Source organism: Acidobacteriota bacterium (genome assembly GCA_003696075.1).
Classification (GTDB): Bacteria; Acidobacteriota; Polarisedimenticolia; order J045; family J045; genus J045.
In genome coordinates this window covers 1-26289 of the sequence record RFHH01000091.1, presented here as the reverse complement: position 1 = coordinate 26289, position 26289 = coordinate 1, and the positions used below count along the sequence as shown (strand labels likewise).

At 72.1% G+C, this 26289-nt stretch carries 22 protein-coding genes, 1 tRNA gene and 1 other RNA gene; 9 read left to right on the top strand and 15 right to left on the bottom strand.

Features of this window, described 5'->3' with window-relative positions; all coding sequences use genetic code 11:
* The first annotated feature begins 2 nt into the window (after nt 1-2).
* Entirely contained in the window at nt 3-365 is a 363-nt protein-coding gene (locus D6718_06045) for a hypothetical protein (GenBank protein ID RMG46216.1), read from the top strand.
* Here D6718_06045 and D6718_06040 read toward each other — a convergent pair.
* From D6718_06040 to D6718_06000, 9 genes are all read right to left on the bottom strand, one after another.
* Nucleotides 316-3027: a PBP1A family penicillin-binding protein gene (locus tag D6718_06040; protein RMG46215.1), complete on the bottom strand. Its 2712-nt coding sequence runs from the start codon at nt 3025-3027 to the stop codon at nt 316-318. The two genes, D6718_06045 and D6718_06040, sit on opposite strands and share 50 nt — an antisense overlap.
* Nucleotides 3024-4304, bottom strand: a complete 1281-nt coding sequence (locus D6718_06035; GenBank protein RMG46214.1) for an MFS transporter — start codon at nt 4302-4304, stop codon at nt 3024-3026. The genes D6718_06040 and D6718_06035 overlap by 4 nt, the downstream gene beginning before the upstream one ends.
* Nucleotides 4305-4336: 32 nt before the next feature.
* Nucleotides 4337-5218, bottom strand: a complete 882-nt coding sequence (locus D6718_06030) for an NAD(+) kinase (GenBank protein RMG46213.1) — start codon at nt 5216-5218, stop codon at nt 4337-4339.
* Nucleotides 5208-6008, bottom strand: a complete 801-nt coding sequence (locus D6718_06025) for a TlyA family RNA methyltransferase (protein RMG46212.1) — start codon at nt 6006-6008, stop codon at nt 5208-5210. Before D6718_06025 ends, D6718_06030 begins: the two co-directional genes overlap by 11 nt.
* Nucleotides 6008-6781 carry a polyprenyl synthetase family protein gene (locus D6718_06020; GenBank protein RMG46217.1) on the bottom strand — a complete coding sequence of 258 codons (774 nt, stop codon included), beginning with the start codon at nt 6779-6781 and terminating at the stop codon, nt 6008-6010. Before D6718_06020 ends, D6718_06025 begins: the two co-directional genes overlap by 1 nt.
* A gap of 104 nt (nt 6782-6885) precedes the next feature.
* Nucleotides 6886-7461, bottom strand: coding sequence for an exodeoxyribonuclease VII small subunit (gene xseB, locus D6718_06015; GenBank protein ID RMG46211.1), 576 nt, complete (start codon nt 7459-7461; stop codon nt 6886-6888).
* A complete protein-coding gene (xseA, locus tag D6718_06010) occupies nt 7161-8567 on the bottom strand; it encodes an exodeoxyribonuclease VII large subunit (protein ID RMG46210.1) in 1407 nt (468 codons plus the stop codon). The genes xseB and xseA overlap by 301 nt, the downstream gene beginning before the upstream one ends.
* A 7-nt stretch (nt 8568-8574) precedes the next feature.
* Nucleotides 8575-10140 carry a DUF3552 domain-containing protein gene (locus D6718_06005; GenBank protein RMG46209.1) on the bottom strand — a complete coding sequence of 522 codons (1566 nt, stop codon included), beginning with the start codon at nt 10138-10140 and terminating at the stop codon, nt 8575-8577.
* Between the two features lie 280 nt (nt 10141-10420).
* Nucleotides 10421-10732: a cell division protein ZapA gene (locus D6718_06000; protein ID RMG46208.1), complete on the bottom strand. Its 312-nt coding sequence runs from the start codon at nt 10730-10732 to the stop codon at nt 10421-10423.
* Between the two features lie 115 nt (nt 10733-10847).
* Here D6718_06000 and D6718_05995 point away from each other — a divergent pair, with 115 nt between their 5' ends.
* Genes D6718_05995 through D6718_05985 form a run of 3 tightly spaced genes read left to right on the top strand, consistent with a single transcriptional unit; the run spans nt 10848 to nt 14889 of the window.
* A complete protein-coding gene (locus tag D6718_05995; GenBank protein RMG46207.1) occupies nt 10848-12395 on the top strand; it encodes a phenylalanine--tRNA ligase subunit alpha in 1548 nt (515 codons plus the stop codon).
* Nucleotides 12383-14248: a phenylalanine--tRNA ligase subunit beta gene (locus D6718_05990; protein RMG46206.1), complete on the top strand. Its 1866-nt coding sequence runs from the start codon at nt 12383-12385 to the stop codon at nt 14246-14248. Before D6718_05995 ends, D6718_05990 begins: the two co-directional genes overlap by 13 nt.
* Nucleotides 14249-14289: 41 nt before the next feature.
* Nucleotides 14290-14889 (top strand): DUF4382 domain-containing protein, encoded by a 600-nt coding sequence (locus D6718_05985; GenBank protein ID RMG46205.1) that lies wholly within the window; start codon nt 14290-14292, stop codon nt 14887-14889.
* On the opposite strand, the gene D6718_05980 is transcribed toward D6718_05985, so the two are convergent.
* From D6718_05980 to D6718_05960, 5 genes are all read right to left on the bottom strand, one after another.
* Nucleotides 14878-16257, bottom strand: a complete 1380-nt coding sequence (locus D6718_05980) for a hypothetical protein (protein RMG46204.1) — start codon at nt 16255-16257, stop codon at nt 14878-14880. The genes D6718_05985 and D6718_05980 overlap by 12 nt on opposite strands.
* The gene (locus tag D6718_05975; protein ID RMG46203.1) at nt 16080-16436 is read right to left on the bottom strand and encodes a 50S ribosomal protein L20; all 357 of its coding nucleotides are present in this window, start codon (nt 16434-16436) and stop codon (nt 16080-16082) included. The genes D6718_05980 and D6718_05975 overlap by 178 nt, the downstream gene beginning before the upstream one ends.
* 97 nt (nt 16437-16533) lie before the next feature.
* Nucleotides 16534-16737: a 50S ribosomal protein L35 gene (locus D6718_05970; protein ID RMG46202.1), complete on the bottom strand. Its 204-nt coding sequence runs from the start codon at nt 16735-16737 to the stop codon at nt 16534-16536.
* A gap of 23 nt (nt 16738-16760) precedes the next feature.
* Nucleotides 16761-18725 (bottom strand): threonine--tRNA ligase, encoded by a 1965-nt coding sequence (thrS, locus tag D6718_05965; GenBank protein ID RMG46201.1) that lies wholly within the window; start codon nt 18723-18725, stop codon nt 16761-16763.
* A 28-nt stretch (nt 18726-18753) separates the two neighbouring features.
* Nucleotides 18754-18828 (bottom strand) — tRNA-Val (locus D6718_05960).
* Between the two features lie 218 nt (nt 18829-19046).
* Between D6718_05960 and D6718_05955 the strand changes: the two genes are divergently transcribed.
* From D6718_05955 to D6718_05940, 4 genes are all read left to right on the top strand, one after another.
* A complete protein-coding gene (locus D6718_05955) occupies nt 19047-20195 on the top strand; it encodes a carbamoyl-phosphate synthase small subunit (protein ID RMG46200.1) in 1149 nt (382 codons plus the stop codon).
* A 78-nt stretch (nt 20196-20273) separates the two neighbouring features.
* The gene (locus D6718_05950) at nt 20274-21401 is read left to right on the top strand and encodes a hypothetical protein (GenBank protein RMG46199.1); all 1128 of its coding nucleotides are present in this window, start codon (nt 20274-20276) and stop codon (nt 21399-21401) included.
* A complete protein-coding gene (gene ispG / locus D6718_05945) occupies nt 21391-23391 on the top strand; it encodes a 4-hydroxy-3-methylbut-2-en-1-yl diphosphate synthase (protein ID RMG46198.1) in 2001 nt (666 codons plus the stop codon). Before D6718_05950 ends, ispG begins: the two co-directional genes overlap by 11 nt.
* Nucleotides 23392-24127: 736 nt before the next feature.
* Nucleotides 24128-24652 (top strand): hypothetical protein, encoded by a 525-nt coding sequence (locus tag D6718_05940; GenBank protein ID RMG46197.1) that lies wholly within the window; start codon nt 24128-24130, stop codon nt 24650-24652.
* A gap of 56 nt (nt 24653-24708) precedes the next feature.
* On the opposite strand, the gene dnaB is transcribed toward D6718_05940, so the two are convergent.
* The gene (gene dnaB, locus D6718_05935) at nt 24709-26073 is read right to left on the bottom strand and encodes a replicative DNA helicase (protein ID RMG46196.1); all 1365 of its coding nucleotides are present in this window, start codon (nt 26071-26073) and stop codon (nt 24709-24711) included.
* A gap of 84 nt (nt 26074-26157) precedes the next feature.
* On the opposite strand from dnaB, the gene rnpB reads away from it, so the two are divergent.
* An RNA gene (gene rnpB / locus D6718_05930) (RNase P RNA component class A) lies at nt 26158-26289 on the top strand; the annotation flags it as partial.

Below are 26289 nucleotides of genomic sequence, written 5' to 3'. Positions count from 1 at the left end.
TGGTGGTCGCGCCCTCCTGGGGTCCCGAGGGGATCGATCCCTCGCCGGTCGCCCTCGCCCGGGAGCTCGCCGACGCCGGCTATCCTCCCGCGCGGGCCTGGTTCGTCGACCTGACCTCGCTCCGGGCCGGCGAGCGCTCCTGGGCAGCCGACGTCGTGGCCGTGGCGGACGACGCGGCCGGCGCGGAGTTGCTGGCGCGCTTCGTTCTCGGCTCGCGGGCGGCGGGCCGGCTCGAGGATTGGAGGTCGATCGCCCGCGAGATCGGTCTGAGGCCCGCGTCGGTCCGATGGGTCCGGCGAGCCGTCATCGATCGCCTCAGGGGTCGGCAGGGAGTTCCGGCCACCGGATCCGCCCCGAGCGATTGACCTCCAGGACTTCCACGGGCCACCCGTCCACCCCGACACGGAGCCTCGGGGGCAGGACCGCTTCGGGCGAGGGAGGTTGCTCGCTTCCGTTCCCGGCGGGCACGTCCCCCGCCGCGAGCCGTTCCTCGCGCTCCTCCGCCAACAGCCGGACCTCCGTTTTCGCGAGCGGGAAGCGACTCAGGTAGGTCATCCACTCCGCTTCTCCCCAGGCGAGCCGGACCGCTCCTTCGAGCCGGCCCCACCGGTAGGCCAGCCAGCGGCCGTTGCCGGTGATGCGGAGCCGGTCCGGGGCGCGGGCCACGAGACGCGCGGCCTCCTCGGGTGGAAGGAGGAGGGCACCGTCGGCCCGGATCGGATACCGCTGGAGCGGATAGGGAAGTTGCAGCCGGAGGTGCTGGCGCTCGTCGCACCGGGGGAGGGCATCGCGGCCGACCGGCAACAGCTCGAGGAGGAGCGGAGAGCACCCGATCCCGCGCCGCGCGAGGCGCCCCGTCCGGCCGTCGATCAACACGCGGACCAGGCCGGGTGGAGGAGTGAACTCCTCCGGCGGGGTGCCCGCGAGAGCGTCCCGCAGGAACCGCACCCAGATCGGCAGGGCGGCGCGGGCGCCCGTCTCGTTCGGCCCGAGCGTTTCGCGCTGGTCGTGACCCACCCAAACGCCGACCGCCAGCCGGGGCGTGAAACCGATGAACCAGGCATCGGTGTATTCGTCTGTGGTCCCCGTCTTCCCGGCGACCGGCCGGCCCAGGACGCGGGCGCCGCGGCCGGTGCCGCGCTCCACCACGCCCTCCAGGAGGGAGACCATCATCCCGGCCACCTCCGGGCTGAGCACTTCCCGCGCCGGCGTTTCGGCCCGCCAGATCGGCTGGCGGGTCGCGTCGCTCACCTGCTCGATGAGATGCGGCTCGACGAGGATCCCCCCGTTGGCGAAGGAGGCGTAGGCGGCGACCATGTCGGCGAGGCGGACCTCGAACGCGCCGAGCGCGAGGCTGGGGTAGGGACGGAGCCTCCCCCCGATCCCGAGGCGGCGCGCGAGGTCGACGGCGGGGCGGTAACCGAGGGCGTCCAGGAGGCGAACCGTGGGGATGTTGCGGCTGTGTTCGAGGGCGAAGCGGAGGGTGACGTAGCCCCGGTAGTCGCGCTCGTAGTTCTCCGGCTGGTACGGAGGCTCCCCGGGCGGCCCCGGGACGGCGAGCGGCGCGTCGTAGATGCGGTCGGTGGGGAGGAAGCCCTGCTCGAGAGCCGCCGCGTAGACGAAGGGCTTGAACGCCGATCCCGCCTGGCGGCGTGCCTGCATCGCCCGGTCGAACTCGCTCTCCCGGAAGTCGCGCCCGCCCACGAGAGCGCGGACCGCTCCCGTGTCGACGTCCATGGCGATCAACGCCGCTTGGGCCGACGGCCGCGAGGCGAGGTCCGCCGCGCGGATGCCCCCTTCTCCGTCCAGCTCGCGGACACGGACGGGGACGACGGTTCCCGGACGGAGCACTTCGTCGAGCCGGGACTTCTCCGTCCATGCGATCGCCTCCCGGTCGAGCTCCAACCGCGCGTCCCCCACTCGCACGCGTGCCCGATCCGCCGCCGCCTCCTCCACCACGGCGGGAAGGATGTCGTCCACGGCGATCGGCCCGTGCCACTCGGGGGCGTCGAAAGAGGCGGGATCGGTCCCCTCCGGCAGAGGTCGACCCTCGGGAATCTGCTGGTGCCGGCGCCCGTACTCGTCGAGCCCGACCGCCACCGCGCGCTCGGCGGCGATCTGCATCGCCGGATCCAGCGTGGTCTGCACCAGGTATCCGGCGCGGTACAGCGCCGCCTGCCCGAACTCGCGCGCCAGGAAGCGCCGCACCTGCTCGACGAAATACTCCCCGACGCGGCGCGCGGGCTCGTGCCGGACGACCTCCACCGGCGCCTCCATCGCCCGCCGCGCCTCGGCGGGGTCCAGGACGCCTTCCTCCACCATCCGCTGGAGCACCTTGTTCCGGCGCCGGCGGGCCCGTTCCGGGTAGCGGATCGGTGTGAGGTTCTCCGGCATCTGCGTCAGGCCCGCCAGCAGGGCCGCCTCCGGGAGCGTGAGTTCCGCCGCCGGCTTGCCGAAGTAGAACCTCGAGGCCGCCTCGACGCCGTACTGCCCGTGTCCGAGGTAGATGCTGTTGCAGTAAAGGGTCAGGATCTCCTGCTTCGAGTACCGGCGCTCGATATGGGTGGCGAGGATCGCCTCCCGGATCTTGCGGACGAGCGTCTTCTCCGGGCTGAGGAACTGCTGCCGCGCGAGCTGCATCGTGATCGTGCTCGCGCCCTCGACGCCGAACTTCATCGTCGTGATCGTCTTGAGGGCCGCGCGGACGACGGAGATGGCGTCGACCCCGAAGTGCCGGTAGAAGCGGGGATCCTCGGTGGCGATGATCGCCTTGAGGTACCAGGGGCTGATCTGGTCGAGCCGAACGACGATCCGCTGGCGCTCGGCGAAGGAGTGGAACGGGCGGCCGTGGCGGTCCAGCAGCTCGGTCGGCCGCGACAAGTTCTCGAGCGTCAGGTTCTCGTTCAGGTTCTCGATTCCCGGCAGGTCGCGGCTGAGCCCGTAGGCGGTGAGAAGCCCGGCGAGCGCGGCGGCGAGATGCGCCGCGGCGACGAGTCGGAGTCGCCGTCCGGGTCGAAAGCGGATCATCGGCGTGATGTTAGCGGATCGGCGGCCGCGCGTTCGAACTCGGCCTGGCACCGGACGGCGAAGTTCCTCCCCTCCTCCTCGTCCACCCGCCAGAGGAGGAGGCCTCCCGCGGCGAAGAAGGCGATCACGCTGGCGACCCCGATCCGGTGACTGCCGGTCCAGCCGGTGAGCTGGCTCAGCAGGAGCGGCGCCGCGAACGAGGTGAGCTTGCCGGAGAAGGCGTACAGCCCGAAGAACTCCCCCGCGGCCGACCGCGGAACGAAGCGGGACATCAGGCTGCGAGAGGCGGACTGGTTGGGGCCGACCAGCAGACCGATCGCCACTCCCGCGACCCAGAGGGCGGCCTTGCTGTCGGCGACGACCGCGAGGGCGGTTGCCGCCGTGAGCCCGGCCAGCGTCGTGAGAACGGTCACCCGGCCGCCGAACCTCTCGTCCACGAAGGCGAAGAGGAACGACCCGGCGCCGGCGGCCACGTTCAGGGTGATCCCGAACCAGAGGATCTCCTCGAAGCTGAAGCCGAACTCGTTCGCGGCATAGATGCCGCCGAAGGAGAAGACGGCGACGATCCCGTCGTTGTAGATCAGACGCGCCACCAGCAGGCGGAGGGCCTGCCGGTAACGCGCCAGGCGGGCGACCGTTCCCGCGATGCGGGAGACCTTCCAGGTCGCCTCCGGATCGGGCGGGGCGGGCTCCGGGAGGAACAGAAGCGCCGGGAGGGCGAAGACCAGGTACCAGCCGGCGACGAGCAGGTTGGTCGCTCGGTACTTGAAGCCTCCCGGCCCGTCGAGCCAGGGCAGCTTCACCATGACGAGGCCGACCACGAGGCACAGCAGCCCGCCGACGTACCCGAAACCCCAGGCCAGCCCGGACAGGCGCCCCGCCCCCCGGCCGTCCGGCGCGAGGCCGGGCAGAAAGCCGTTGTACAGCGACAGGGCCAGCTCGTAGAGCACGTTCGCGGCGCAGAACAGGGCGAGGGCGACGAGGGCGTGCGGCGGGGGCACGAAGGCGAGCAGGGCGGTCGCGAGGATCGTGCCGGCGGTCAGGCCGCTCAGGTAGAGGCGGCGGCGGGCGCGCCGGTCGGCGGCGGCACCGACAGCAGGAGCGAGGAGCGCGATCAGGATCGAGGAAACGGCGATGCCTCGTCCCCAGAGCGCGGTACCGCGCGCTTCGGTCGTGGCCATCGCTTTCGTGAACCACGTCGAGTAGATGAAGGTCACGACGAGCGTCGTGAAAGCCGAGTTGGCGAAGTCGTACAGAGCCCACGACCAGAGGGCCAAGGGACCGGGAGCAGCGCCGCCGGGGGATCGGGTCAATGACGGCCCCAGCCGAGCTTGTCGCGGAGGACCGAGAAGAACGACCGGCCCGGCGGGCGGATCAGCCGCACGGGGTTCGGACTCCGCTGGACGAGGATGCGCTCACCCGGCTCGAGAGGGAAGCCGACCTGCCCGTCGAGCGTGACCTGCACGTCAGCCGCCCCCTGGCCTTCCGCCAGGGTCACCGTGACCCTGGCCGATCCGGGGAGGATGAGGGGGCGCTGCGAGAGGCTGTGCGGGCAGATCGGGGTGGCCACGAGGGCGTCGACCCGGGGAACGACGACGGGGCCGCCCGCGGCGAGGTTGTACGCGGTCGATCCGGTCGGCGTGGCGAGGATCAGCCCGTCGGCGCGGTAGTCGGCGACCCAACCGTCGTCGACGAAGACCGAGAGGGTGAACAGCCGGGCGAGATCGCGCTTGGAGAAGACCACGTCGTTCAGTGCGGTGTTCTCCGGTTTGGTCGGCTCGCCGTCGCGGCGCACCTGGAGCGCGTGCCGGATCTCGACCGGCGCCGTGCCCTCGATCGCCGCCTCGAGCACCTGGTCCAACTCGTCGCAGGGCGTTTCGGTGAGGAACCCGAGGCTGCCGAGGTTGACGCCGAGAATCGGCGTGCCGGCTCCGCTCACCGCCCGGGCGGCCGCGAGGAGCGTGCCGTCGCCCCCGACCGAGATCAGGAGGTCCGCACGTCGCGCCGCCTCGGCGCGCGGCAGGCCGTCCTCGCGGCCAAGCGCCTTCGCGGTCTCGACGTCGGTGACGAGTCGAAGGCCGCGCCGCTGTACGGAAGCGGCCACCCGGCGGAGCACCGCGGTCGCCTCCGGATGCGGCTTCGAGAAGAGGGCGACCGTGGAGACGCTCGCCCGGTGGCGGTTACGGCTCATCGCGGACCTCCTGTTCGACCAGCACCGCCAGCTCCGGAATGCCGGCGCCGGGCGGGCCGGGGCGCGCGGCGAGGAAGACCTCCCGGTTCCCCTTCGGGCCGGGAAGCGGCGAGGGCTTCACTCCGGTGACGTGCCAGCCGGCCGCCTCGAGGTGCCGCCCGACGCGAAGCACCGCCCGGCGCCGGCCCTCCAGATCGCGCACCACGCCGCCGCGACCGACCTCGCGCCGGGAGAGCTCGAACTGCGGCTTGACCAGACACACGATCTGCCCCTCGGGCGCGAGCGGCAGGATGGCCGGCAGCACGAGGGTCAAGGATATGAACGAGAGATCGGCCGTGACCAGCCCGTAGGGCGGCGAAACGAGTTCCGGCGTGAGGTGCCGGGCGTTGATCCCTTCCAGCACCCGGACGCGCGGGTCGCGCCGGAGCCTCTCGTCGAGCAGCCCCCGGCCGACGTCGACACAGGTGACGCTGCGGGCGCCGGCCCGGAGCAGAACGTCGGTGAACCCGCCGGTGGACGCGCCGACGTCGAGGCAGTCGAGTCCCGCGGGACGGACTCCGAGCGGCTCCAGCACCGGCGCGAGCTTCTCCCCTCCGCGCGAAGCGTACGGGCGGCGGCCGGGAACCAGCTCCACGCGCGATCCGGGCGCGACCGTGGCGCCGGGCTTGTCCCGGAGCCTCCCGTCGACCCGGATGCGGCCGGCGAGGATGAGGGCGCGGGCGCGCTCGCGGCTGGGCGCCAGGCCACGCGCCACGACCTCGAGATCGAGCCGCCTCCGGACCGCGCTCATCAGGCGGGACGCTCGATCAGCCGCTGGACGAGCCAGCGCAGGGGCTCGGCCCGGGGGCCGAGATCGGCGAGCAGGGCCAGCACTTCCGCCGCCAGCTCCTCGGCGAGACGGGTCGCCCCGTCCAGTCCGACCAGCGCGGGCCAGGTCGCTTTCATCTGGCGGTCGTCCTTGCCGGCCGTCTTGCCGAGCCGCTCGGTCGCGCCCGTCCGGTCGAGAACGTCGTCCCTGATCTGGAACGCCAGGCCCGCCTTCCGGCCTGCGTCACCGAGGCGGGCGACCTCCCCGGGCGGAGCGCCGGCGGCCAGCGCTCCGAGCTCGAAGCTGGCGGCGAGGAGCGCGCCGGTTTTCAGCTCCTGCATCCGGCGGAGCTCGGCTGCGGTCGTCGCGCCGCGCGACGCAGCGAGGTCGAGGGCCTGGCCGCCGGCCATTCCCGACGCCCCGGCGGCGCGGGCGAGCACCAGGCCCTGTTGTCGCACCGTCCCGGGCGGCAGCTCGGAGTCGAAGAGGCGCTCGAACGCCAGGCTTTGAAGCGCATCGCCGGCGAGGACCGCGAGGGCCTCGCCGTACGCGACATGGACCGTCGGGCGGCCGCGGCGAAGCACGTCGTCATCCATCGACGGCAGATCGTCGTGGACGAGGCTGTAGCAGTGGACGAGCTCGACGGCGGAGGCGGCGGGAAGGGCCCGAGACGTGTCGGCCCCCAGGGCGTGGGCGGTCGCCAGAACGACGAGCGGACGAAGCCGCTTGCCGCCGCCGAGCACCGCGTGGCGCATGGCCTCCGCCAGGCGCGGCGCCTCGGCTCCGGTACGCTCCAGCGTGGCGGCGAGATCGCGCTCCACCGCCTCCTTCCACCGGGGAACGACCGCGGGCGCCTCCCTCAAGGTGCCGCGCCTCCCTCTTCCGGCGGGGAATCCTCGAACGGCGCCGTCGCCCCGGAGGCGTCGAGCAGCTTCTCCACCCGCATCTCCGCGTCCGCGAGGCGCGCCTCGAGCTTTCGGGCCAGCGCCACCCCCTCTTCGAACAGGCGCACACTCCGGTCGAGGTCGATCTCGCCCTCCTCCAGCTTCCTGACGATCTCCTCCAGTCGCGCCAGCGAGGCTTCGAAGGTCTCCCCCTCGGGGGGCTGCGCCTTCCCGTTCCGCGTCGGTTCGGTCACGGGTCCTCCTTCCTCCCCGCGTCGCCGCGGTCGGCCGGCAAGAAAAGATCGAGAACGCGGGCGCTCGCCGCTCCGCGCGCCCAGCGCAGATGCACCTCTTCGCCGCGCCGAAGCCGGTGCGGATCGTCGATCACCGGGCCCTCCGGACCGCCCGCGGTGACCAGGACGTAGCCCCTTTCGAGAACGGCCAGAGGGGAGAGGGCACCGAGGCGTGCCCGTGCCCGCTCGAGCCGCCCGCGGGCAGCCGCCAGGCGCGACCGGTGCGCTTCGCGCGCGCGGATCGCGAGTCCACGGCATCGCTCGCGCCATCGCCCCAGGCGGCCGAGCCACGATTCCGGACGGAGCCTCCGGGAGGCCCGTTCCAGCCGCTCCCGGAGCGAACGCAGGCGCGTCCGCTGGGCGCGCTCCGCTCGCCGGAGCAGCTCGGCCGTTTCGAGCTCGGCGCGATGGATCCGGCCCGGCACCCGGCCCAGCCCGCGCGCTCCCGCCAGCTCGGCGAGGCGCCCCCGGCGCCGGTCGAGGGCATGCCGCATCGCGCGGGCGAGCGCCACGCGGAGCGCGGCGACCCTGTCGACGAGCTGCTGCCGCTCCCGGACCACCAGCTCGGCAGCCGCGGAGGGGGTGGCGGCCCGGACGTCGGCGGCGAGGTCGGCGAGCGTCGTGTCGATCTCGTGGCCGACGCCGCTGACGATCGGCGTCTTGCAAGCGGCCACGGCGCGGACGACGCGCTCGTCGTCGAAGGCCTCGAGATCCTCCCGCGCGCCGCCGCCGCGGACGAGCAGGATGACGTCGGTCCCGGCGCGATCCGCGGCGCGGAGCGCCTCGACGATCGATTCAGGAGCTCCTTCACCCTGCACCTGGGCCGGGACGACGAGCACCGTGACTCCGGCGAAGCGGCGGCGGAGAACCCGGAGAACGTCCCGCAACGCGGCTCCGTCCGGGCTCGTGACCACCCCGATGCGGCGCGGCAGCACCGGGAGAGGACGCTTGCGCTCGGCGTCGAACAACCCCTCCGCCGCCAGCCGCGCCCGCAGCTGCTCGAGGGCGAGCGCCCGGGCGCCGCGGCCGCGGGGCTCCATCGACTCCACGATCACCTGGTACCGCCCCTGGGGGACGTAGATCGCGGGGCGGGCGAGGCAGAGCACCTCGAGGCCGTCGCGCGGCTCGAAGCGCACGAGGGCGTTCCGGCTCCGGAACATCGCCGCCGAGACGGCCGCCTTGTCGTCCTTCAGTGTGAAGTACCAATGGCCCGAGCGGTGGGCGAGAAACCGCGAGATCTCACCGGCCACCCACACCGCCCCGAACTCGTTGCCGAGCACCTGGTCGGCGAGCTCGTTCAGTTGAGAGACGGTGAGCGGCTCCACCCGCGTCCCGGGGAGCGGCCGGCTCGGTCCCGCAGCCATTCCGCCCTCACACCGCGTACGCGATGGCCCGCGTCTCGCGGATCACGATCACGCGGATCGACCCGTTGAAATCGGACCGCCGCTCGATCTCCTTCGCCAGCCGGCGGGCCAGCAACCGCGCGTCTTCGTCGCTCGCTTCCGACGCCCGGACGTGCACGCGAAGCTGCCGCCCGGCGCGCACGGCCATGGCCCGCTCGACCCCCGGATGAGCCAGCGCCAGCTTCTCGATCCCGCGCAGGCGGTCCATGTGGCGCTGGAGGTTGTGGTGACGCGCTCCCGGCCGGGCCAGCGCCAGCCGCCGGGCCGTGGCGAGCACGACCCCACCCGGACGGCGGGGCGCGTCGGCTGGCTGGGCCAGCGCCCGGATCGGATCGGTCACTTCGGGACGCTCACCGTAGCGGGCCGCCACCTCCGCGCTCGCCACGGCGGGGTGGGCCAGAAGCGGGGCGTCGTCCGCGCGCGCGATCTCGTGGAGCAGACCGGCGCGCCGGAGGGCTTCGCCACCGAGTCCGAGCTCGTCGGCGATCGCACCGGCGAGGAGGGCCACCTCCGTCGACCGCGCGAGCAGGGTGCGGCCCCCGGCGGTGATGAAGGCGAGTCGCCCGACGAGGAGGACCAGCCTCTCGTGTAGGCCGGTGATTCCGAGTTCGTAGGCCGTTTCCTCGCCACGGGCCCGCGCCTCCTCCTCGACTTCTTCGCGCGTCTTCGCCACCACCTCCTCGATCCGGGCCGGGTGGATGCGTCCGTCCTCGACCAGCTTCTGGAGCGCGCGCGCCGCGATCGTTCGCCGGCGCGGGTCCCAGCAGGAGAGAAGGATCGCCTCCGGCGTGTCGTCGACGAGCAGGTCGACGCCGGTGGCGAGTTCGAGAGCGCGGATGTTGCGCCCCTCGCGGCCGATCACGCGACCCTTCATCTCGTCCGACGGCAGGCGAACGACCGAGACCGTCGCTTCGCCCGCCACCGCGTTCCGGATCGATCCCATCGCGTCGATCACCAGGGCCCGGGCGCGCCGTTCCGCCGACGCTCGCGCCTCTCGCTCGGCGCGCTCCACCACCCGGGCGATCTCGTCCCGGACTTCGCGCTCCACCTCGCCGATCAGGCGCTCGCGCGCCTCCTCCGCCGTGAGGCCGGCCACCTTCTCGAGCTCGGCCCGCAGGGCCTGTTCCCCGTCCGCGACCCGCTGCTCGCGCTCGTCGAGCGCCGCCGCGCGCGCGTCGAGGGCCGTCGCTCTCTCGCTCAGTTCCTCCGCGCGGCCGTCGAGACGGGCGGCCCGTTCCTCCAGCCGGGAGCGGCGCTCGGCGAGCGCCGCACGTCGGCGCTCCACCTCGCGCTCGCGCCGCTCCAGCCGTTTCAGGCGGCGCTCGAACTCCGCCTCGAGTTCGGCACGGGCCTCGGCGGCGAGCCGTTCGGCCCGACGCCTCGCCCGCGTGTCCATCTCGGCTCGCGCCGTGTCCAGCGTGGTCCGGAGCCGCCGGACGGTGCCGCGCAGGCGGAGCAGCGCCGCACCGAGCAGGATGCACCCCACCCCGAAGAGGACGGCGAGCAGCGTCAGCGTGGTCACCAGGGAAGACATGGGCGAGATCCGGCGCCTCGGGGCGGCCTGTGGTGCATGGACCGGCAGCGCCTCCGGGCAGGGGCGCCCGGATGCGGCGTCGATGCCTCGACGACCAAGTGGGTGCCCTCCCGCCGGCTTAGGCTTCCCGGTCGCGGCCGAAGCCGGAGCGGGCCTGCGCACCACCGGCGGAGTCCAGGCTCCCGGCGTGTTGGTGTTGGCTCGATTGCGATCCGGTCGCGATCGCCAACCGCCGGAGGCCTGCCGATCGTCGCCAGTATGCGGGGGCCGGTGCCGGGGGTCAAGACGAGGGCACGCCGGCTTCCCGGAGCCGTTCCAGGCGGCGCCGGAGGGCTGCCGCGCGGCGGCGGATCTCCTCGGCCGCGCCCTTCGCCCGCGCTTCGAGTTCGTCCCGATCGCCGGCGAAATTGAGGGCGGCGAGCACCGCCACGCGGGGATCGTCCGCGGCGCCGCCGCCGGCAAGGGCCCGGATGGTCTCGTCCACCTCCCGGGCGAGGCGCCGGAGCAGCTTGGGATCCTCCCCGCGCAGCCGGAAGCGCCTCCCTCCGATCGTCACCTCGGTCGATCCGGTGCTCCCCGCGGACGCAGCCATCGACACCTCCGGGCCGATTATAGGCGCGCGGGCGGTCACGCTCGGGCGGTCGCCCGCGATTTCGCCGGGCTGCTAGAATCGCCCGCCGCTCCGCGCCGCACCGGAGGACGCGCGCATGACCCCATCGGAGGCCAGCCCGCTGCGCGAGATCGAAGCGCGGGTGCTTCGCGAACTCGGCGAAGCGGACGGACCGATCGAGGTGCCGGAACTCGCGTCGCGGCTCGGCGTCGATCAGAGCCCGGTCGCCGGCGCGGTGACCACGCTCGCCGCACGCGGCCTGGTCGAGGTGAGGGAGGCGGTCCGGCGCGAACTGCGGCTCGGCCCGAAGGCGCGCGGTTGGCCCGGAGGGCGGTTCCCGGAACGCCGGGTGCTGGAGGCCCTGGCCCGGCTGGGGGGGCGCGCAGCTCTCAAGGATCTGCCGGCGAAAGGGGGACTGGACCCGAGGGAGGTCGGCGAATCGCTCCGCTGGCTCGCCGCCCGGGGCTGGGCCCGCAAGGAGGGTGCGGAGCTCGTGCTCGCTCCCGAGGTCATCGAGACGGCTCCGCCTCCGTCGGCCGCCGAGCGGTTGGTGGAGCACCTGGCGCGCAGCGGACCGGTCGCGGAAGAAGCGCTCGCCGAGGCGGGGGTCGACGTGGCCGGGGCCTTGGCGGAGCTGGCGAAGCGTCCGGGTGTCGTCCAGGAGAAGCGCCGGACAAGGCGGCACGCCCGGCTCACGGAGGCGGGACGCGAGCGGTTGGCGGCGGGAGTCGAGATCCGCCGGGAAGTGACCGAGGTCACCACCGAACTGCTCGTGTCGGGAAAGTGGCGGGAAGTCACCTTCCGCGCCTACGACGTCTCTCTGCCGGCGGGACGCCGGCCGCTGGGGAAGCGGCATCCTTTCCGTCGCATCCTCGACGAGACGAGGCGGGTCTTCCTGGACATGGGCTTCGAGGAGACGGAAAGCCCGTGGGTGGAATCGGCCTTCTGGGACTTCGACGCGCTGTTCCAGCCGCAGGACCACCCCGCCCGGGACATGCAGGACACCTTCTACGTGGCGAATCCCGACCGCTGCCCGTTGCCGGCGGAAGAGGTGGTCGAGCGCGTCCGCCGGACGCACGAGACGGGGGGTGAGACCGGTTCGACCGGCTGGCGCTACCGGTGGAGCCGGGAAATGGCGGAGCGCGCCGTGCTGCGGACGCACACCACCGCCGCCACCGTGCGAGCGCTCGCCGCGGATCCGCGGCCACCGCGGAAGGTGTTCTGCGTCGGCCCCGTCTTCCGCCGCGAGACGATCGACTACAAGCACCTGCCGGTCTTCCACCAGGTCGACGGGATCGTCATCGACGAGCGCGCTTCGTTCGCCGCCCTCCTGACGCTCCTCCGGGTTTTCTACCGCAAGATGGGCTTCGAGCGCGTCCAGTTCCGGCCGGCTTTCTTCCCGTACACCGAACCGTCGGTCGAGGCCTTCGTCTGGATGGACTCGCGGTCCGATTGGGTCGAGATGGGCGGAGCCGGCGTCTTCCGGCCGGAGGTCACGGAGCCGCTGGGGTGCCGGGTGCCGGTCCTCGCCTGGGGGCTGGGGCTGGAGAGGCTGGCCATGTTCCGGTACGAGCTGGGCGACATCCGCGAAATCTACCTGGCGCACCTGGACTGGCTTGCGGAGGTGCCCACGTGCCGGTCGTAGGGCTCGCGGTCGAGGATCTGTTCGCGGCGCTGGGCCGGCCGATGTCTCCCGAGCGTCTCGAGGAGGAACTGCACCGCTTCGGCTGCTCGGTCGAGGGATGGGCCGAGATCGAACGCCACCGGTGCCTCCGCTGCGGGGCACTCACCGACTCCCCGAAGGGGGAGGGCCCCTCGCCGAGCTGTGACGGTTGCGGCGCCGACCTGCGCGCCGGCGGGGCGGAGCCGGCGGGGACGGGACGAGTTCTGAAGATGGAGCTGCTCGCCGTCCGGCCGGATCTGTTCGACGTTCCGGGACTCGCGCGCGCCCTGAGAGGATTCCTCGGTTACGAGGAGGGAGCGCCCCGCTACGCCGTCGGCGAGGGACCGTTCTCCGTGACGGTCGACCCGGCGCTGAACGGGCCGGAGGTCCGGCGGCCCCGCATCGCCGCGGCGGTCGTCCGCGGTCTCTCGCTGGACGACGCGCGGCTGCGCTCCCTGATGAAGCTCCAGGAAAACGTGCACTGGGCGCTGGGACGCGACCGCAAGCTCGCCTCGATCGGGGTTTACGACCTCGACCGGGTGGCCGGCACGGAGCTGCGATACCGGGCCGTGCCCCGGGAGGGCGTGCGCTTCGTTCCGCTCGGGGCCGAACCCCGCGAGGCGATGACGCCGGCTCGGATCCTCGAGATCCATCCGAAAGGGAGGGCGTTCGCCCGCCTCCTCGACGGCTGCCCGCTGGTGCCGTTGCTGGAGGACGCCCGGGGGAACGTCCTTTCGATGCCGCCGATCATCAACAGCGAGGAGACCCGCGTCACCACCTCCACTCGCCATGTCCTGATCGACGTGACCGGACACGAGGACCGCCAGATCGACAAGGCGCTGAACATCGTCGTCACCAGCCTACTCGAGAGCTGCCCGGAAGCCCGGGCCGAGACGGTCACGGTGCGGTACCCGGGGGGGTCGCGGGTCACGCCGGACCTCGCTCCCCAGGAGCTCACGGTCGACGTCGCGGAGTCCTCGCGCCTGATCGGCGTCGGGTGGGACGCCCGGGAGCTCGCCGGGCTGCTGCGGCGAATGCGGCACGACGCGGAGCCGAAAGGGGAGGGAGCCGTAGCGGTCCGCGTGCCGGCCTGGCGGGCCGACGTGATGCACCCGCGCGATCTCGTCGAGGACGCGGCGATCGCCTTCGGCTACGACCGCCTGCCGGAAGCGGGGCTGGCCTCGGCGACGATCGCCGCCCCGCACCCCCGCCAGCAATTCGCCGACCGTGTCCGCGAGGTTCTCGCCGGCTGCGGCTGCCTCGAGGTGGTCACCCTGGCGCTGGGCAACGAGGAACGCACGTACGAGTGGTGTGGACTGCCCCCGCGCCCGCACGTGCGGCTGGACAACCCGATCTCCGTGGAGCAGACGATGCTCCGCGTGTCTCTCCTGCCGGGACTGCTGGAGACGCTGGCGGTCAATCTCGGCCACCCGTACCCGCAGGCGATCTTCGAGGTCGGGTCGATCACCGAGCGCGACGCGGAGGCGGAGACGGGGGCGCGCGAGCGGCTCCACGCGGCGGTCGCACTGGCGGGGGACGGAGTGGGTTACGCCGACATCCGCGCCCTGGCCGACACGCTCCTCGACGAGCTGGCCGTGCCGGCCGGCGATCGCTCCTACGAGCCCAGCGATGCGGCGCTCTTCCTCGCCGGGCGGGGCGCCCGGCTCGGCGTGCGCGGGGCCGGGGAGCGAGGTCTGCTCGGGGAGGTCCACCCCGCGGTGCTCGAGCGCTATCGGATCGTCCATCCCGTGGCGGTGATGGAACTCGATCTGGAGCCGTTCGCCGCGGACGGCGCCGGCCCGCGGCGGAACGATGCGGGCGGCCCCGGCCGCTGAGGCCCCGGGAGCGCTGGACCGCGGTCTTCGCCGGACCCACATTGGCCTCGATGGCAGCAGACCAGGAGAGGTGCGCGATGCGTGGACCGAAGAGCCGATTCCTTCTTCTCGCCCTCGTGCTCGCCGCGGTGGCGGCCGGGTGCGACCTGTTCGACGACAACGGGTCCTCCACCAACGGCGGTAGCCTCAACGTCTACCTCCAGGACGCGCCAGGGAACGTCACCGAGCTCTGGGTGAAGCTCGACGCGATCACGCTCTATCCCGATCCGAGTTCGCCCGGTGTGGGCGTGGTGGCCGACGGCCAGCCCGCATCGATCGACCTGATCGCGACGGCGGGCGGGTCGCCCACCCAGGCGGCGACGTTCGCGCTGGACGACGGCAGCTACCAGTGCATCTCCGGCACGCTGGCGCTCGACCACTTCGTCGCCGACGACGGCCAGGGCGGCCAGGCGACCTGCACGACGGTCAACGGGATGTCGTCGATCGACATCCCGAAGGTGTGCCTGCCGGCTCCGTTCCTGATGGTCGACGGCGGGGCGGTGAGCGTGCTCGTCGATCTGCCGGTGGTGTCCGGTTCGTGCGATCCGGCGACGGGAGACGGAACCCTCGCGTTCAGCAGCCCGTCCGCGTCACTCATGTGACCCGGGTTCGACGGCCGGGCCGGCCCCGCTCCCGGCGCGGGGCCGGCCCGGCTGCATTCGGGGGCGCTCCGGACCGATCGGGTACACGCACAGCCTGGCGGTGATCCCGCCCGCCACCACCGGGTAGCGGCGGCGGGAGCGCAGCCCCAGGTAGCGGGTGAGACGGGCGTTCCCGCATAGAACCGCCAGCTCTCCGCCCGCGAGTTCCCTCCGCACCCATCGCCCCAGGTCGCGCCAGGCCTCCTCCACTCCTGCGGCCAGCCGGCGGCCCCACGGAGGATTGGTCAGCGCCAGTGTGGGCAGCGGTTCCGGAGGCAGGCGGAGCTCGCGGACCGGGCTCGGCACCACCCGGACCTCCTCTTCGAGCCCGGCCCGCCGCAACAGTTCGACCGCCGCGCGGAGCGCGCCGGGATCGCGGTCGGCGGCGATCGCCGGGGCGGGCAGCGGCCGTTCCCGCGCGTCCAGCCCGCGCCGGACGCGATCGAGGTCGACGGCCGAGAAGGCGGGGAGGCGGAGGAGCGCCGGCGGAAGGCTCCTCGTGCGCGCCCGGCGGCGGGCGACGGCGACGGCCTCGGCGATCAACGTCCCGCTGCCGCAGAACGGATCGACGAGCCGAACCGGACGGTCCGCTCGCGCCAGCCAGGCGAGCCCGGCCGCCAGATCCTCTCGCAACGGGGCCGGGGCGGCCCTGGCTCCGGCGCGGCGGTGGAGGCTCCCCGCGGCGGGATCGATGCCGACCGCCGCACCGCGCGCCGACAGCCGGAAGTCGACCAGCAGCCCCGGGCACGCCGGATCCACCGGAGGAGCCACCCGGCCGCGCGCCGCGAAGGCCTGCCGGATGGCGTCCTTGAGCCAGCGCTCGGCAAATCGGGTGTGCCGGAACCGCGGGGCGCGGCCGCGCGCCCGCACCGCCCAGGGCACGCCCTCGGGAAGCCATTCCTCCCAGGGAAGCTCCCGGAGGGCGCGGCCGAGCTCGTCCGGGTCGGCCGGGAGCCCGGAAGCGATCTCCACCACCGCCCGCGAGGCGGCCCGCACCCCCAGCCAGAGCAGGGCCACCTCCTCCGGACCCGCCTCCACCCGAACCGCACCGCGCCCCGCGGAACGCGGCGCGACGCCGAAGGAGGCCAGTTCTCTTTCGAGCGCCGGTTCCAGGCCGGCCGCCGCGTGGAGGCGGAGCCGAAGGGGGGCGGTCAGGAGAGCGCGGCGCGGGCCGTTTCGGCGAGGCGGGCGAAGCCCTCGGGATCGCGCACGGCCAGGTCGGCGAGCACCCGGCGATCGACCGCCACGCCGGCCCGGTCGAGGCCGTGGATGAGCCGGGAGTAGCTCAGCCCGTTCTCCCGGGCGGCGGCCCCGATCCTCATGATCCACAGCGACCGGAACTGCCGCTTCTTCTGGCGGCGGTCCCGATAGGCGAACGCGAGCGAGCGGTCCACCTGCTCCCGGGCGATCCGGTAGCAATTGTGCTTCGACAGGTAATAGCCCTTGGCGCGGGCGAGGATCTTCTTGCGCCGGCGCCGCCGGTGGCTGCCCCGTTTGACTCTCGGCATGTCGAGTCCTCCTCGTCACCGCCGGACCGCGCCCCGGGGGGCGGGCCGGCGCCGGGGCCCGGGCTGGACGGGCATCCCCAGCCGCGGGCCCGATCCGTCAGCGCCGCCCGTAAGGCAGCATCATCTGCACCTGGTCCTTGTCCGCGTCGGAAACGTAGGTGTCGGTGTCGAGCTGCCGGCGGCGCTTCGGCGCCTTCTTCGTCAGGATGTGGCTCTTGTACGCCTTGGAGCGCTTGATCTTGCCGGTGGCGGTGAGCCTGAAGCGCTTGGCCGCTCCCCGGTGCGTCTTGAGTTTCGGCATGTCGTCCTCTTCCTCTTGCGGAGTCAAGGTTCGGCCCGCCGTTCCGAGACCGCGCGACGAGCCCGCTCGATGAACGCCGCCACCGGCATGGCCCCGCAGTCCCCGTGCCGGTGCACCCGCAGCGAGACGGCGTCCTCGCGGGCCTCCCTGGGGCCGACGATCAGCATGTAAGGGATCTTCTCCAGTTCCGCGTCGCGAATCTTGGCGCCCACCTTCTCGGACCGCCGGTCGAGCTCGGCGCGAAGGCCGGCGTCACGCAGCCGCGAGAGGAGGTTCTCGGCGTACTCGGAGACCTTCTCCGACACGGGCAGGATCCGCGCCTGCACCGGCGCGAGCCACACCGGAAACGCGCCGGCGTAGTGCTCGATGAGGATCCCGAAGAAACGCTCGAAGGAGCCGAGAATGGCGCGGTGCACCATGTAGGGGGGCTTGTGCTTGCCGTCCTGATCGACGTAGGAGATGTCGAACCGCCGCGGCAGGTTGAAGTCGAACTGGACCGTCGAGAGCTGCCAGGGGCGGCCGATGGCGTCGACCACCTTCACGTCGATCTTCGGCCCGTAGAAAACGGCCTCGCCCTCGAAACGGCGGGCCTCGAGCCCCCGGCGCTCGAGCGCCTGCACCAAGGCGCTTTCGGCCGCCTCCCACTCCTCGTCGGTGCCCGCGTACTTGTCCCTCTGGCCGGGGTCGCGCACCGACAGCTCGTACCGCGCCTCCTCGAATCCGAAGGCCCGGAAGACCGCTTCGACGAGATCGAGGCAGTCGTCGATCTCGTCGAGCAGCTGGTCCGGACGGCAGAAGATATGCGCGTCGTCCTGGGTGAAGCCGCGCACGCGCAGCAGGCCGGCCAGGGTCCCGGAACGCTCGTAGCGGTACACCGTCCCGAACTCCGCCATGCGGACCGGGAGATCGCGGTAGGAGCGGAGCTGGGAGCGGTACACCATCACGTGGCCGGGACAGTTCATCGGCTTGACGACGAACTCCTCCTCGTCGGCCGTCCGGAGGGTGTACATGTTGTCGCGGTAGTAATCGTAGTGGCCGGAGATGCGGAAGAGTTCGTCCTTGGCCAGGTGCGGTGTGCAGACGAAGACGTAGCCGCGGCGCTCCAGCTCGCCCTGGAGAAACCGCTCGATCTCCCGCCGCACGACCGTGCCCTTCGGATGCCAGAAAACGAGTCCGCTCCCGGCCACCTCCTGGACGGAGAAGAGGTCCAGCTCCCGCCCGAGCCTCCGGTGATCCCGCCGGCGGGCCTGCTCCAGCCGCTCGAGGTGCGCCTCGAGTTCCTCGCGGGTCGGAAAGGCGGTGCCGTAGATGCGCCACAGCATCTCGTTGCGCTCCGACCCGAGCCAGTACGCCCCGGCGACCTTGAGCAGCTTGAAGGCCCCCAGCCGACCGGTGGAGGGCACGTGCGGGCCGCGGCAGAAATCGCGGAAGCCGCCCTGCTCGTAGTAGGAGGCGACCGGCCCGCTCTTCTCGCGGACGAAGTGGACCTTGTAGGGTTCGTCCTCCTCCTCGAACAGCCGGATCGCCTCCTCCTTGGGAACCTCGTGCCTCACGATCGGGAGATCGCGGGCGACGATCTCGGCCATGCGCTGCTCGATCTTCTCGAGGTCCTTTTCGGAGAAGGGCTCGTCCCGCCGGAAGTCGTAGTAGAAGCCGTCCTCGACGGCCGGGCCCTGGGCGATCTTCGCCTCCGGGTAGAGCTCCTTGACCGCCTGGGCCATGACGTGGCTGGTCGAGTGGCGCAGGATCTCCAGCGCGTCGGGGTCCTCCGGCATCACCAACGAGAGGTGGCCGGAGCGGAGGAGAGGACGGTCGAGGTCGACGAGTTCGCCGTCGATCCGGGCGGCCAGAGCCCGATCCCGGCCGGGAAGGTCGTGGTCGGCGGCGATGGCGGCCGGAGTGGTTCCGGCGGGCGCCTGAACCACATCCCCTCCGGGCAGTTGGATCCGCAGCGGCTCGCCTGCCGCCCTGCTCCCGCTCTCGCTCACCGTGGTCTCCGGGAATCCCGACGGCGGGTGGTAGGCGCGGGCGGTATCGAACCGCCGACCTCTACCGTGTCAAGGTAGCGCTCTCCCACTGAGCTACGCGCCTACACCTGCTCTCGAGCACAGAACTCCAGCCCGCCGGTCCAGCCGGCGGCAAGTGCCGCATGCTATCAGCGGGCCGGGGGAGCGTCAAGGCTGGCCCCGGCCGCCGCCGGGGCGGAAGTTGCGCTCCGCTAGGGGTTTCCGATACACTTCCGCGCCTGCTTGCGGTCGCCAACGCCCACGGCCGCCGGGACGCCGGCGGCGCGGGAGGAGTCCCCGCGCATGGATGCCTTGCTCGCGCTGGAAGACGGCCGGGTCTTCCGGGGCCGCGGTCTGGGTGCCGCCGGCGTGGTCACCGGCGAGGTCGTCTTCAACACGGGCCTGACCGGCTACCAGGAGATCGTCACCGATCCCTCGTACCGCGGGCAGATCGTGACGCTGACCGTCCCGCACGTGGGCAACACCGGGGTCAATCCGGAGGATCCGGAATCGGACCGGCCCCAGGTGGCCGGCCTCGTGGTCCGCGCCGCCTCGCGATCCAGCTCTTCGTGGAGGGCCCAGAGCGAGCTGGACCGATACCTCCGGCGCCACGCGGTGCCCGGCTTGGAGGGGATCGACACGCGGGCGCTCACCCGGCACATCCGCTCGGCGGGTGTGCTGCGCGGTTGCCTGTCGACCGGCTCCCTTGCTCCCGAGCAGGCCGTCGAGCGAGCGCGGCAGGCGCCCCGCATCGAGACGCTCGACCTCGTCGGGGAGGTGACCTGCCGGCGGGCGTATTCGTGGAGGGAAGCCGGCGGTCCGCTCATCGAAGCACGCCCGTCGCGCCGGGCCAGCGGGTACCACGTCGTGGCGTTCGATTTCGGGATCAAGCGGAACATCCTGAGGCTGCTCGCCGCCCGCGGATTCCGGATCACCGTGGTGCCCGCCGGGACGAGCGCCGCCGATGCGCTCGCCCTCCGCCCGGACGGGATCTTCCTGAGCAACGGACCGGGGGATCCCGAAGCGTGCGCCGGTCCCACGGCCACGATCCGCGCGCTGGTGGGCAGGATCCCGATCTTCGGGATCTGCCTGGGGCATCAGCTGATCGCGCGGGCTCTCGGAGCGCGCACGTTCAAGCTCAAGTTCGGCCACCGGGGCACGAATCATCCGGTCCGGGAGCAGGCGACCGGCCGTGTCGCCATCACCTCGCAGAACCACGGTTACGCGGTCGACCCGGACACCCTGCCCGCCGAGCTCGAGGTCACCCACGTCAGCCTGTACGACGGGACGGTGGAGGGACTCGCGCATCGCGAGGTCCCCCTCTTCTCGGTGCAGTTCCACCCGGAAGGAGCTCCCGGGCCGCACGACACCTGGGACCTGTTCGATCGGTTCGTGGAGCTGATCGAGAGCGGGAGCCCACTGCCGGCCGCGGCGCCGCCGAGAAGCGCGTAGGGCCTGACGGGGCGGGCCGCCGCGGCGCGGGCCCGGCCGCCGCCTGGAGGAGACCGGATGGCTGATTGGAAGTCCCCGATGCGGGCCGACCCGAGCGAATGGCTCGTGGTCCACGCCTCCGCACCGATCCGCTTCCGCGTGCTCACCGAGCTTCACTCGCTGACGGTCGAGGATCCGAACGTCGCGCGGCTGCGCGAGGAGGTGATGAACTGGCCGCAGGCGAAACGAGAGCTTCGTTACCAGCGGCAGGACGGCAGCTGGGGCGGGCGGATCCACGCCGGCGACCCTCGCAAGGCCGAGCGGTCGACGGAGAAGGTGCTCTGGTCGTTCTACGAGCTGAGCTGGGACCGCGAGGTCAAGGAGATCCGCAAGGCGGCGAAGCTGCTGAAGTCGTTCCTCACGCAGAAGAAGAACCTGCCCCTGTTCGAGTTCGGCAAGCAGGTGAAGCAGGACCCGCTGCGCGAGCGCCACGCCCGGTGGTTTCTCCGGATCGTCGCACTCGGACTTCTCCAACGGGGCGGATGGGGGGAAGAAAAGAAGGTCCTCGACGCGATCGCGGACATCGTCGAACGGGTCAGCGCGTTCGTCGCCGATCCGATCTGCCGGGATCCGGTCGAACACGTCGGCGTCGGCCTGCCTCAGATCCGGCGGGAAGCCCTCCGGGACGGCTACTGCTTCCTCCCGGATCTGTACACGCTGCGGCTGTTCGCGCACTGCCCGGCGCTGTTGAACACGCGCCGGGGGCGGGACGCCCTGAAGAAGATCTTCGATTACATGATGTCCCCCGAGTACCAGTCCCTCGGAGAGGAGATCGGGACGATCCGGACGGTCCGGGGCCCGATGCCGCGCGGCTGGGGTGTCCATTTCAGGTCGATCGACGAGTATGTCAGCAGCGGAACGCTCGACGAGCTGCTCTACCTTCTCGAGCAGTTCGCACGGCTGGGACTGATCAACCGCTACCCCCGGCTGATGGAATACCTCGACTGGCTCCTCGAGCAGCAGGGGAAGGACGGCCGCTGGGACCTCCCCGCGAAGATGTTCGGAGGCAAACCGCTCTTCTCCGCGTGGCTGCGCCTCGACAAGGACTGGAAGAGCCCCACCCGGCGCATCGCCGACGTGACGTTCCGAGTGATGGTGATCCTGAAGTACCAGTGGGAGCGCCAGATGCAGATGCTCGAGCGCGGCGTTGACGTGTATGGCTTGTGAGGCGTTCGCGCCCGCCCCGGCCGCCGGCACCGCGCCGCCCCACCGGCGGCCGACATGGGAAGTCCGGATCGGCGCCGTCCCGATCGGCGGGAACCGACCCATCGCCGTCCAGTCGATGACCACCACTCCCACCGCCGACGCGGAGGCCACGGCCCGTCAGGTGGCGGCGCTCGCCCGCGGCGGGTGCGACATCGTGCGGGTGACGGTCCCTTCGCGGCGGGACGCCGCGGCGCTCCCCAGGATCCGGGAGATCCTCCGGGCGGAGGGGATCTCGGTGCCGCTGGTGGCCGACATCCACTTCACCCCGCGGCTGGCGCTCGAGGTGATCGAGCACGTGGAGAAGGTCCGGATCAATCCGGGCAACTTCGCGGACCGGCGCCGGCTGGACGGCCAGCCCTACGACGAGCGGAACTTCGACCGGGACGCGGCGCGGGCCGCGGAGCTCTTCGCCCCGGTGGTCGACCGCGCGCGCGAGCTCGGGGTCGCGATCCGCATCGGGGTCAACCACGGGTCGCTCTCGGACCGGATGATGCACCGTTACGGCGACACGCCGGAGGGCATGGTCGAGTCGGCCATGGAGTTCGTGCGCGTGGCGGTCGATCGCGGCCACCGAGGGCTGGTCGTCTCGATGAAGGCCTCCAACCCGCAGGTGATGGTTCGGGCCTACCGCTTGCTGGTCGACAGGCTCGATGCCGAGGGCGTCCCGCTACCGGTGCACCTCGGGGTGACGGAGGCCGGAGCGGGGGAGGAAGGGCGCCTGAAGTCGGCGGTCGGCATCGGGACGCTGCTGCAGGAGGGGATCGGGGACACGGTCCGCGTCTCCCTCACCGAAGACCCACTGAACGAGATCCCGGTCGCCCGCGAGCTCGTGCGGCGGTTCGCGCGTCCCCCAGGGCCGTGGGTCCCACCCGAGGCGCCGCCCGCGCGGGCGACGTCGCCGATCGAGATCGGAGGCCGGACCTTCGGCGGCGGGTCCCCCCCGCAGGTGGAAGTCGTCGTCGATGCCGGTGACGCGGCCGCCGTGGCCTCCTGCCTGGAAGCCGGTCCGCCGCCCGACCTCGTGGACGTTGTGGCGAACCCCGGCAGCGGCACGGCCGCGGTCGAGCGGCTCCGGGAGCTGGCCGCCCGGGCGGGAACGGCGCGGGGACTGACGTTGGAGCGGACCGCCTGGCGGGCTCTCGGGGCGGGGGACCCCGTCCTGCGGCAGGCGCTGGGGCTCTGCGACCGGATCGCGCTTCGGGTGGCGGCCGAAGAGGCGGGTCGGGTCGTACGGGAGGAGGCGTGGGCGGACACGCCGCTCCTTCTCCTTCTGGATCTTCCCGGGGACGACGAGGGCGAGTGGGCGGAGAGTTGCCGCACCTTCGCCACCGCCACGGCGGGAGTACGCCCCGGCGTGGCCGTCGGACTGTGGCCGTCGGTTCCTCCGGACCGGTTCGCGCGTGCGCATGGGACCCTGCTCCGCGCCCTCGCGCGGGCGGGACACCGCGCCCCGCTCGTGTTGGCGCTCCCGGCGCCGTCCGGGGAGGAGCCTTGCGTCATGGTCGGTGGGGTGGCCGGGCCCTTGCTGCTGGAGGGCATCGGCGACGCGGTGCGGGCGCCGGCGCAAGGGACCGGTGCGTCACGGACGGCCGAACGGCTGCACGGCCTGCTCCGAGCGGCGAGGCGGCGCCTGGAGCGCGCGGAGTACATCGCCTGCCCGTCCTGCGGGCGGACGCTGTTCGACCTCGAGCGCACCACGGAACGCGTTCGGAAGGTCACCGGCCATCTCAAGCTCCGGATCGCCGTGATGGGCTGCATCGTGAACGGTCCCGGAGAGATGGCGGACGCCGACTACGGCTACGTAGGGTGGGGGCCGGGGAAGGTGGCTCTGTTCGCCGGACGCGAGCTGGTCGAAAAGGACATCCCTTCGGAGCAGGCCCCCGAGCGCCTGGTGGCTCTCATCCGGAGCCGCGGGGACTGGACCGACCCGCCCGCGGGTGGGGCGCGATGACAGCCTGACCGGATTCGCGCCGCCGGTCCGGTCCCTCTGACCGGCGCCCCCGCGCGCCGGCGCCGGGCGAGCCCCCGGATCTCACGTCTTTTCAATTCGTTGGAATTCGATCCGGTCTGGCACCGGTCTTGTATTACGAGCCGGCGGACGCAACGAACCAACGCTGGGGCGACGCAAAGGGCGCACCCAGAAAAGGACGACGAGCCTCTCTCCACACAAAACCCTCTCCTCTCGGGACCTCCGCACCCCTGGGGCCCTGGCGATCCGGCCGGGGCCCCGATTTTTTGTGCGCCGGGAAACGTGCCGCGCGCTGCGCCAAGGGCCTGCCGGGCGGGGAGACGGTCCGGGAGCGTCCGCCCGTGACCGGACATCGGTCCGAGCGCCTCGCTTTTCAACGGGTTCGCGACGGCGGTGCGCCGTTTCGGGCGCACGCCGGTCCCTTGCGCGGTCCATCGGCTGCCGGCGCAAGAGCCCGTTTCGCGTCCGAACTCTCCCCGGAAGGCCGTCCGACAACTTCCGAGCGCGCCGCACGCCAAGCGCGGTGGACGGAGTTCGGCCGGCGACCGGGGGTCGTAGCCGGCCGCAGGGGCGGCAGCCTCGAGAAAGCCCTGCCCGCCTCGCGGCAGCCGCCACCCCGGGGCGGTCGGACCACCGCGGGATGCCGGCCCTTGACCGGACGCGGGGGGGTAGGATTGCCTCGTCGGGCCGCGATTCGAACGGCTGGAAAGGGGGACTGATGATCAGGAGGACCAATCGTCCGCTCGTCATGGCTGCGCTTCTCGCAGGAGTCGCCGCAGTGTCGTCGATCCCGTACGCCGGAGCGGACAGCGTCAAGGACATCATTCTCGCAGAGGTGGACCCGGGAGGAACGAACGGCACCGTCGTCAGCTATCACGACGAGCTGACGCCGGAACAGGAAGCGCAGTTCGCGTCCAACAAGGAAGCCGGCCTCGGCTACTTCATATCGCCCGTCGCCACGGTGACCCGTACGTCGGGCGGTGTCCGGTACGCCGAGACGACGAAGATCTTCATCGTTCCGCTGGATGGCGGGGCGGTCGTCGTACCGTTGTCGGTCAAGTGCACGCATTCCGGCTGCACGCAGGCCTCTAGCCCCGCGGGTTGCGGTCCCACGAAGATCGACGGGCAGCCGGCCTGTAGCGGCGCCTCGTGCAGTGGCGATGGGTGCGGGGCCCAAGACCCCAGTTGCTCGAAGGTCGAGAGCACCGACCGGAGATCCTTCTTGATGTTCGGGTCGGTCTAGGAGATCGGCCGCCGCGCCGGCGGCCTCTCCGCTGGGCAGGGCTCCGGAGGCCTCCGTCAATCTTCTTTGCGCTCGTAGAAGCGGGTGTGCTCCTTGACGAAGTAGAGCGGAATGGTCCGTGTCGGACCGTTGCGTTGCTTGGCGATGATCAGCTCCGCCTGACCTTCGTATTCCGCCTTCTTCTCGGGCTTTTCGTACACCTCCCGCCGGAAGATGAACATGACGACATCGGCGTCCTGCTCCAGCGAGCCCGACTCCCGGAGATCGGAGAGCTGGGGGCGGTGGTCGTCCTTGCGCTGCTCCGGAGCTCTCGACAGCTGGGACAGGGCGATCACCGGGACGTTCAGCTCCTTGGCGATGCTCTTCAGCGCCCGGCTGATCTGCGAGACCTCTTGCTGGCGGGATTCCGAACGCCGCTCCGAGCGCATCAGCTGGAGATAGTCGATCACCAGCAGGTCCAGCCCGCGATCGGCCGCGAGCTTGCGCGCCTTCGCGCGGATCTCCATCGGGGTCAGGCCCGGGGTGTCGTCGATGAAAAGCGCGCTCCTCGCGAGGGCCTCGTAGCACACGGTGACCTTGTCCCACTCCTCGCTCGACAGGTTCCCGGTGCGAAGTTTGTGGGAGTCGATCAGTCCCTCGGCCGCCAGCATCCGGAAGAAGAGCTGGTGGGCCGGCATCTCCATCGAGAAGATCCCGACGACCGCACCCTCGTGGACGGCGGCGTGCTGGGCGAAGTTGAGCGCCAGAGCCGTCTTGCCCATCGACGGTCTGGCCGCGAGGATGATGAGGTCGCCTCGCTGGAACCCGGACGTGCAGTAGTCGAGCGACCGGAAACCGGTGGACAGCCCCGTGACGAGCTGTCGCTTCTCCGACAGCTCCTCGAGGACGCGGATCCCCTCGGCCGCGACGCGCTCGATCGCCTGGAACCCGCCCCGGCGGCTCGCATCGGCCAGGGCGAACAGCCGTCCCTGCATCTGATCGATGAGTTCGGCCGCGGGGATCCGGGCCTCCGCCGCGCGCTGCCGGAGGTCTTCCGCGGCACCGAGGAGCTGGCGCAGCAACGACCGGTCGCGAACGATCCGGGCGTACGTGCCGACGTTGGTGGTCCGGGGCAGCCCGTCGATGAGCGACGCCACGTAGGCGGCGCCGCCCGCCTTCTCGAGCACTCCCTCGCGCTCCAGCTCGGCGCGGACGGTGACCGGATCGATCGCCTCCGACCGGGAGGCCAGCGAGACCATCGCCCGGAAGATGAGCCGGTGCGACACCCGGTGGAAGTCGTCGGGGGTGAGCAGCTCGAGGGCGGTGTCCAGGGCCCTCGGCTCGATCAGCACGGCTCCCAGGACGGCTCGCTCGGCATGCTCGTCCCAGGGCAGCGCCGGCGTGTCCGGCTCGATACGGCCTGCGCGCAGCGGTTCGGTCATGGCATCGCTCGTCGGACGGCGGTCCGGGATTCTCGCGCCCCTGTGGACCGGCGGGACGTCCATCTTACAATGGAGGTGTCGGGTGGAGTCGGCGAGAGGATCGCTGCGGGCCCCTGGCCCGCGGAGGAAAGTCCGGACTCCACAGGGTAGCGCGCTGGGTAACGCCCAGGCGGGGTGACCCGACGGAAAGTGCAACAGAGAGCAGACCGCCAGCGG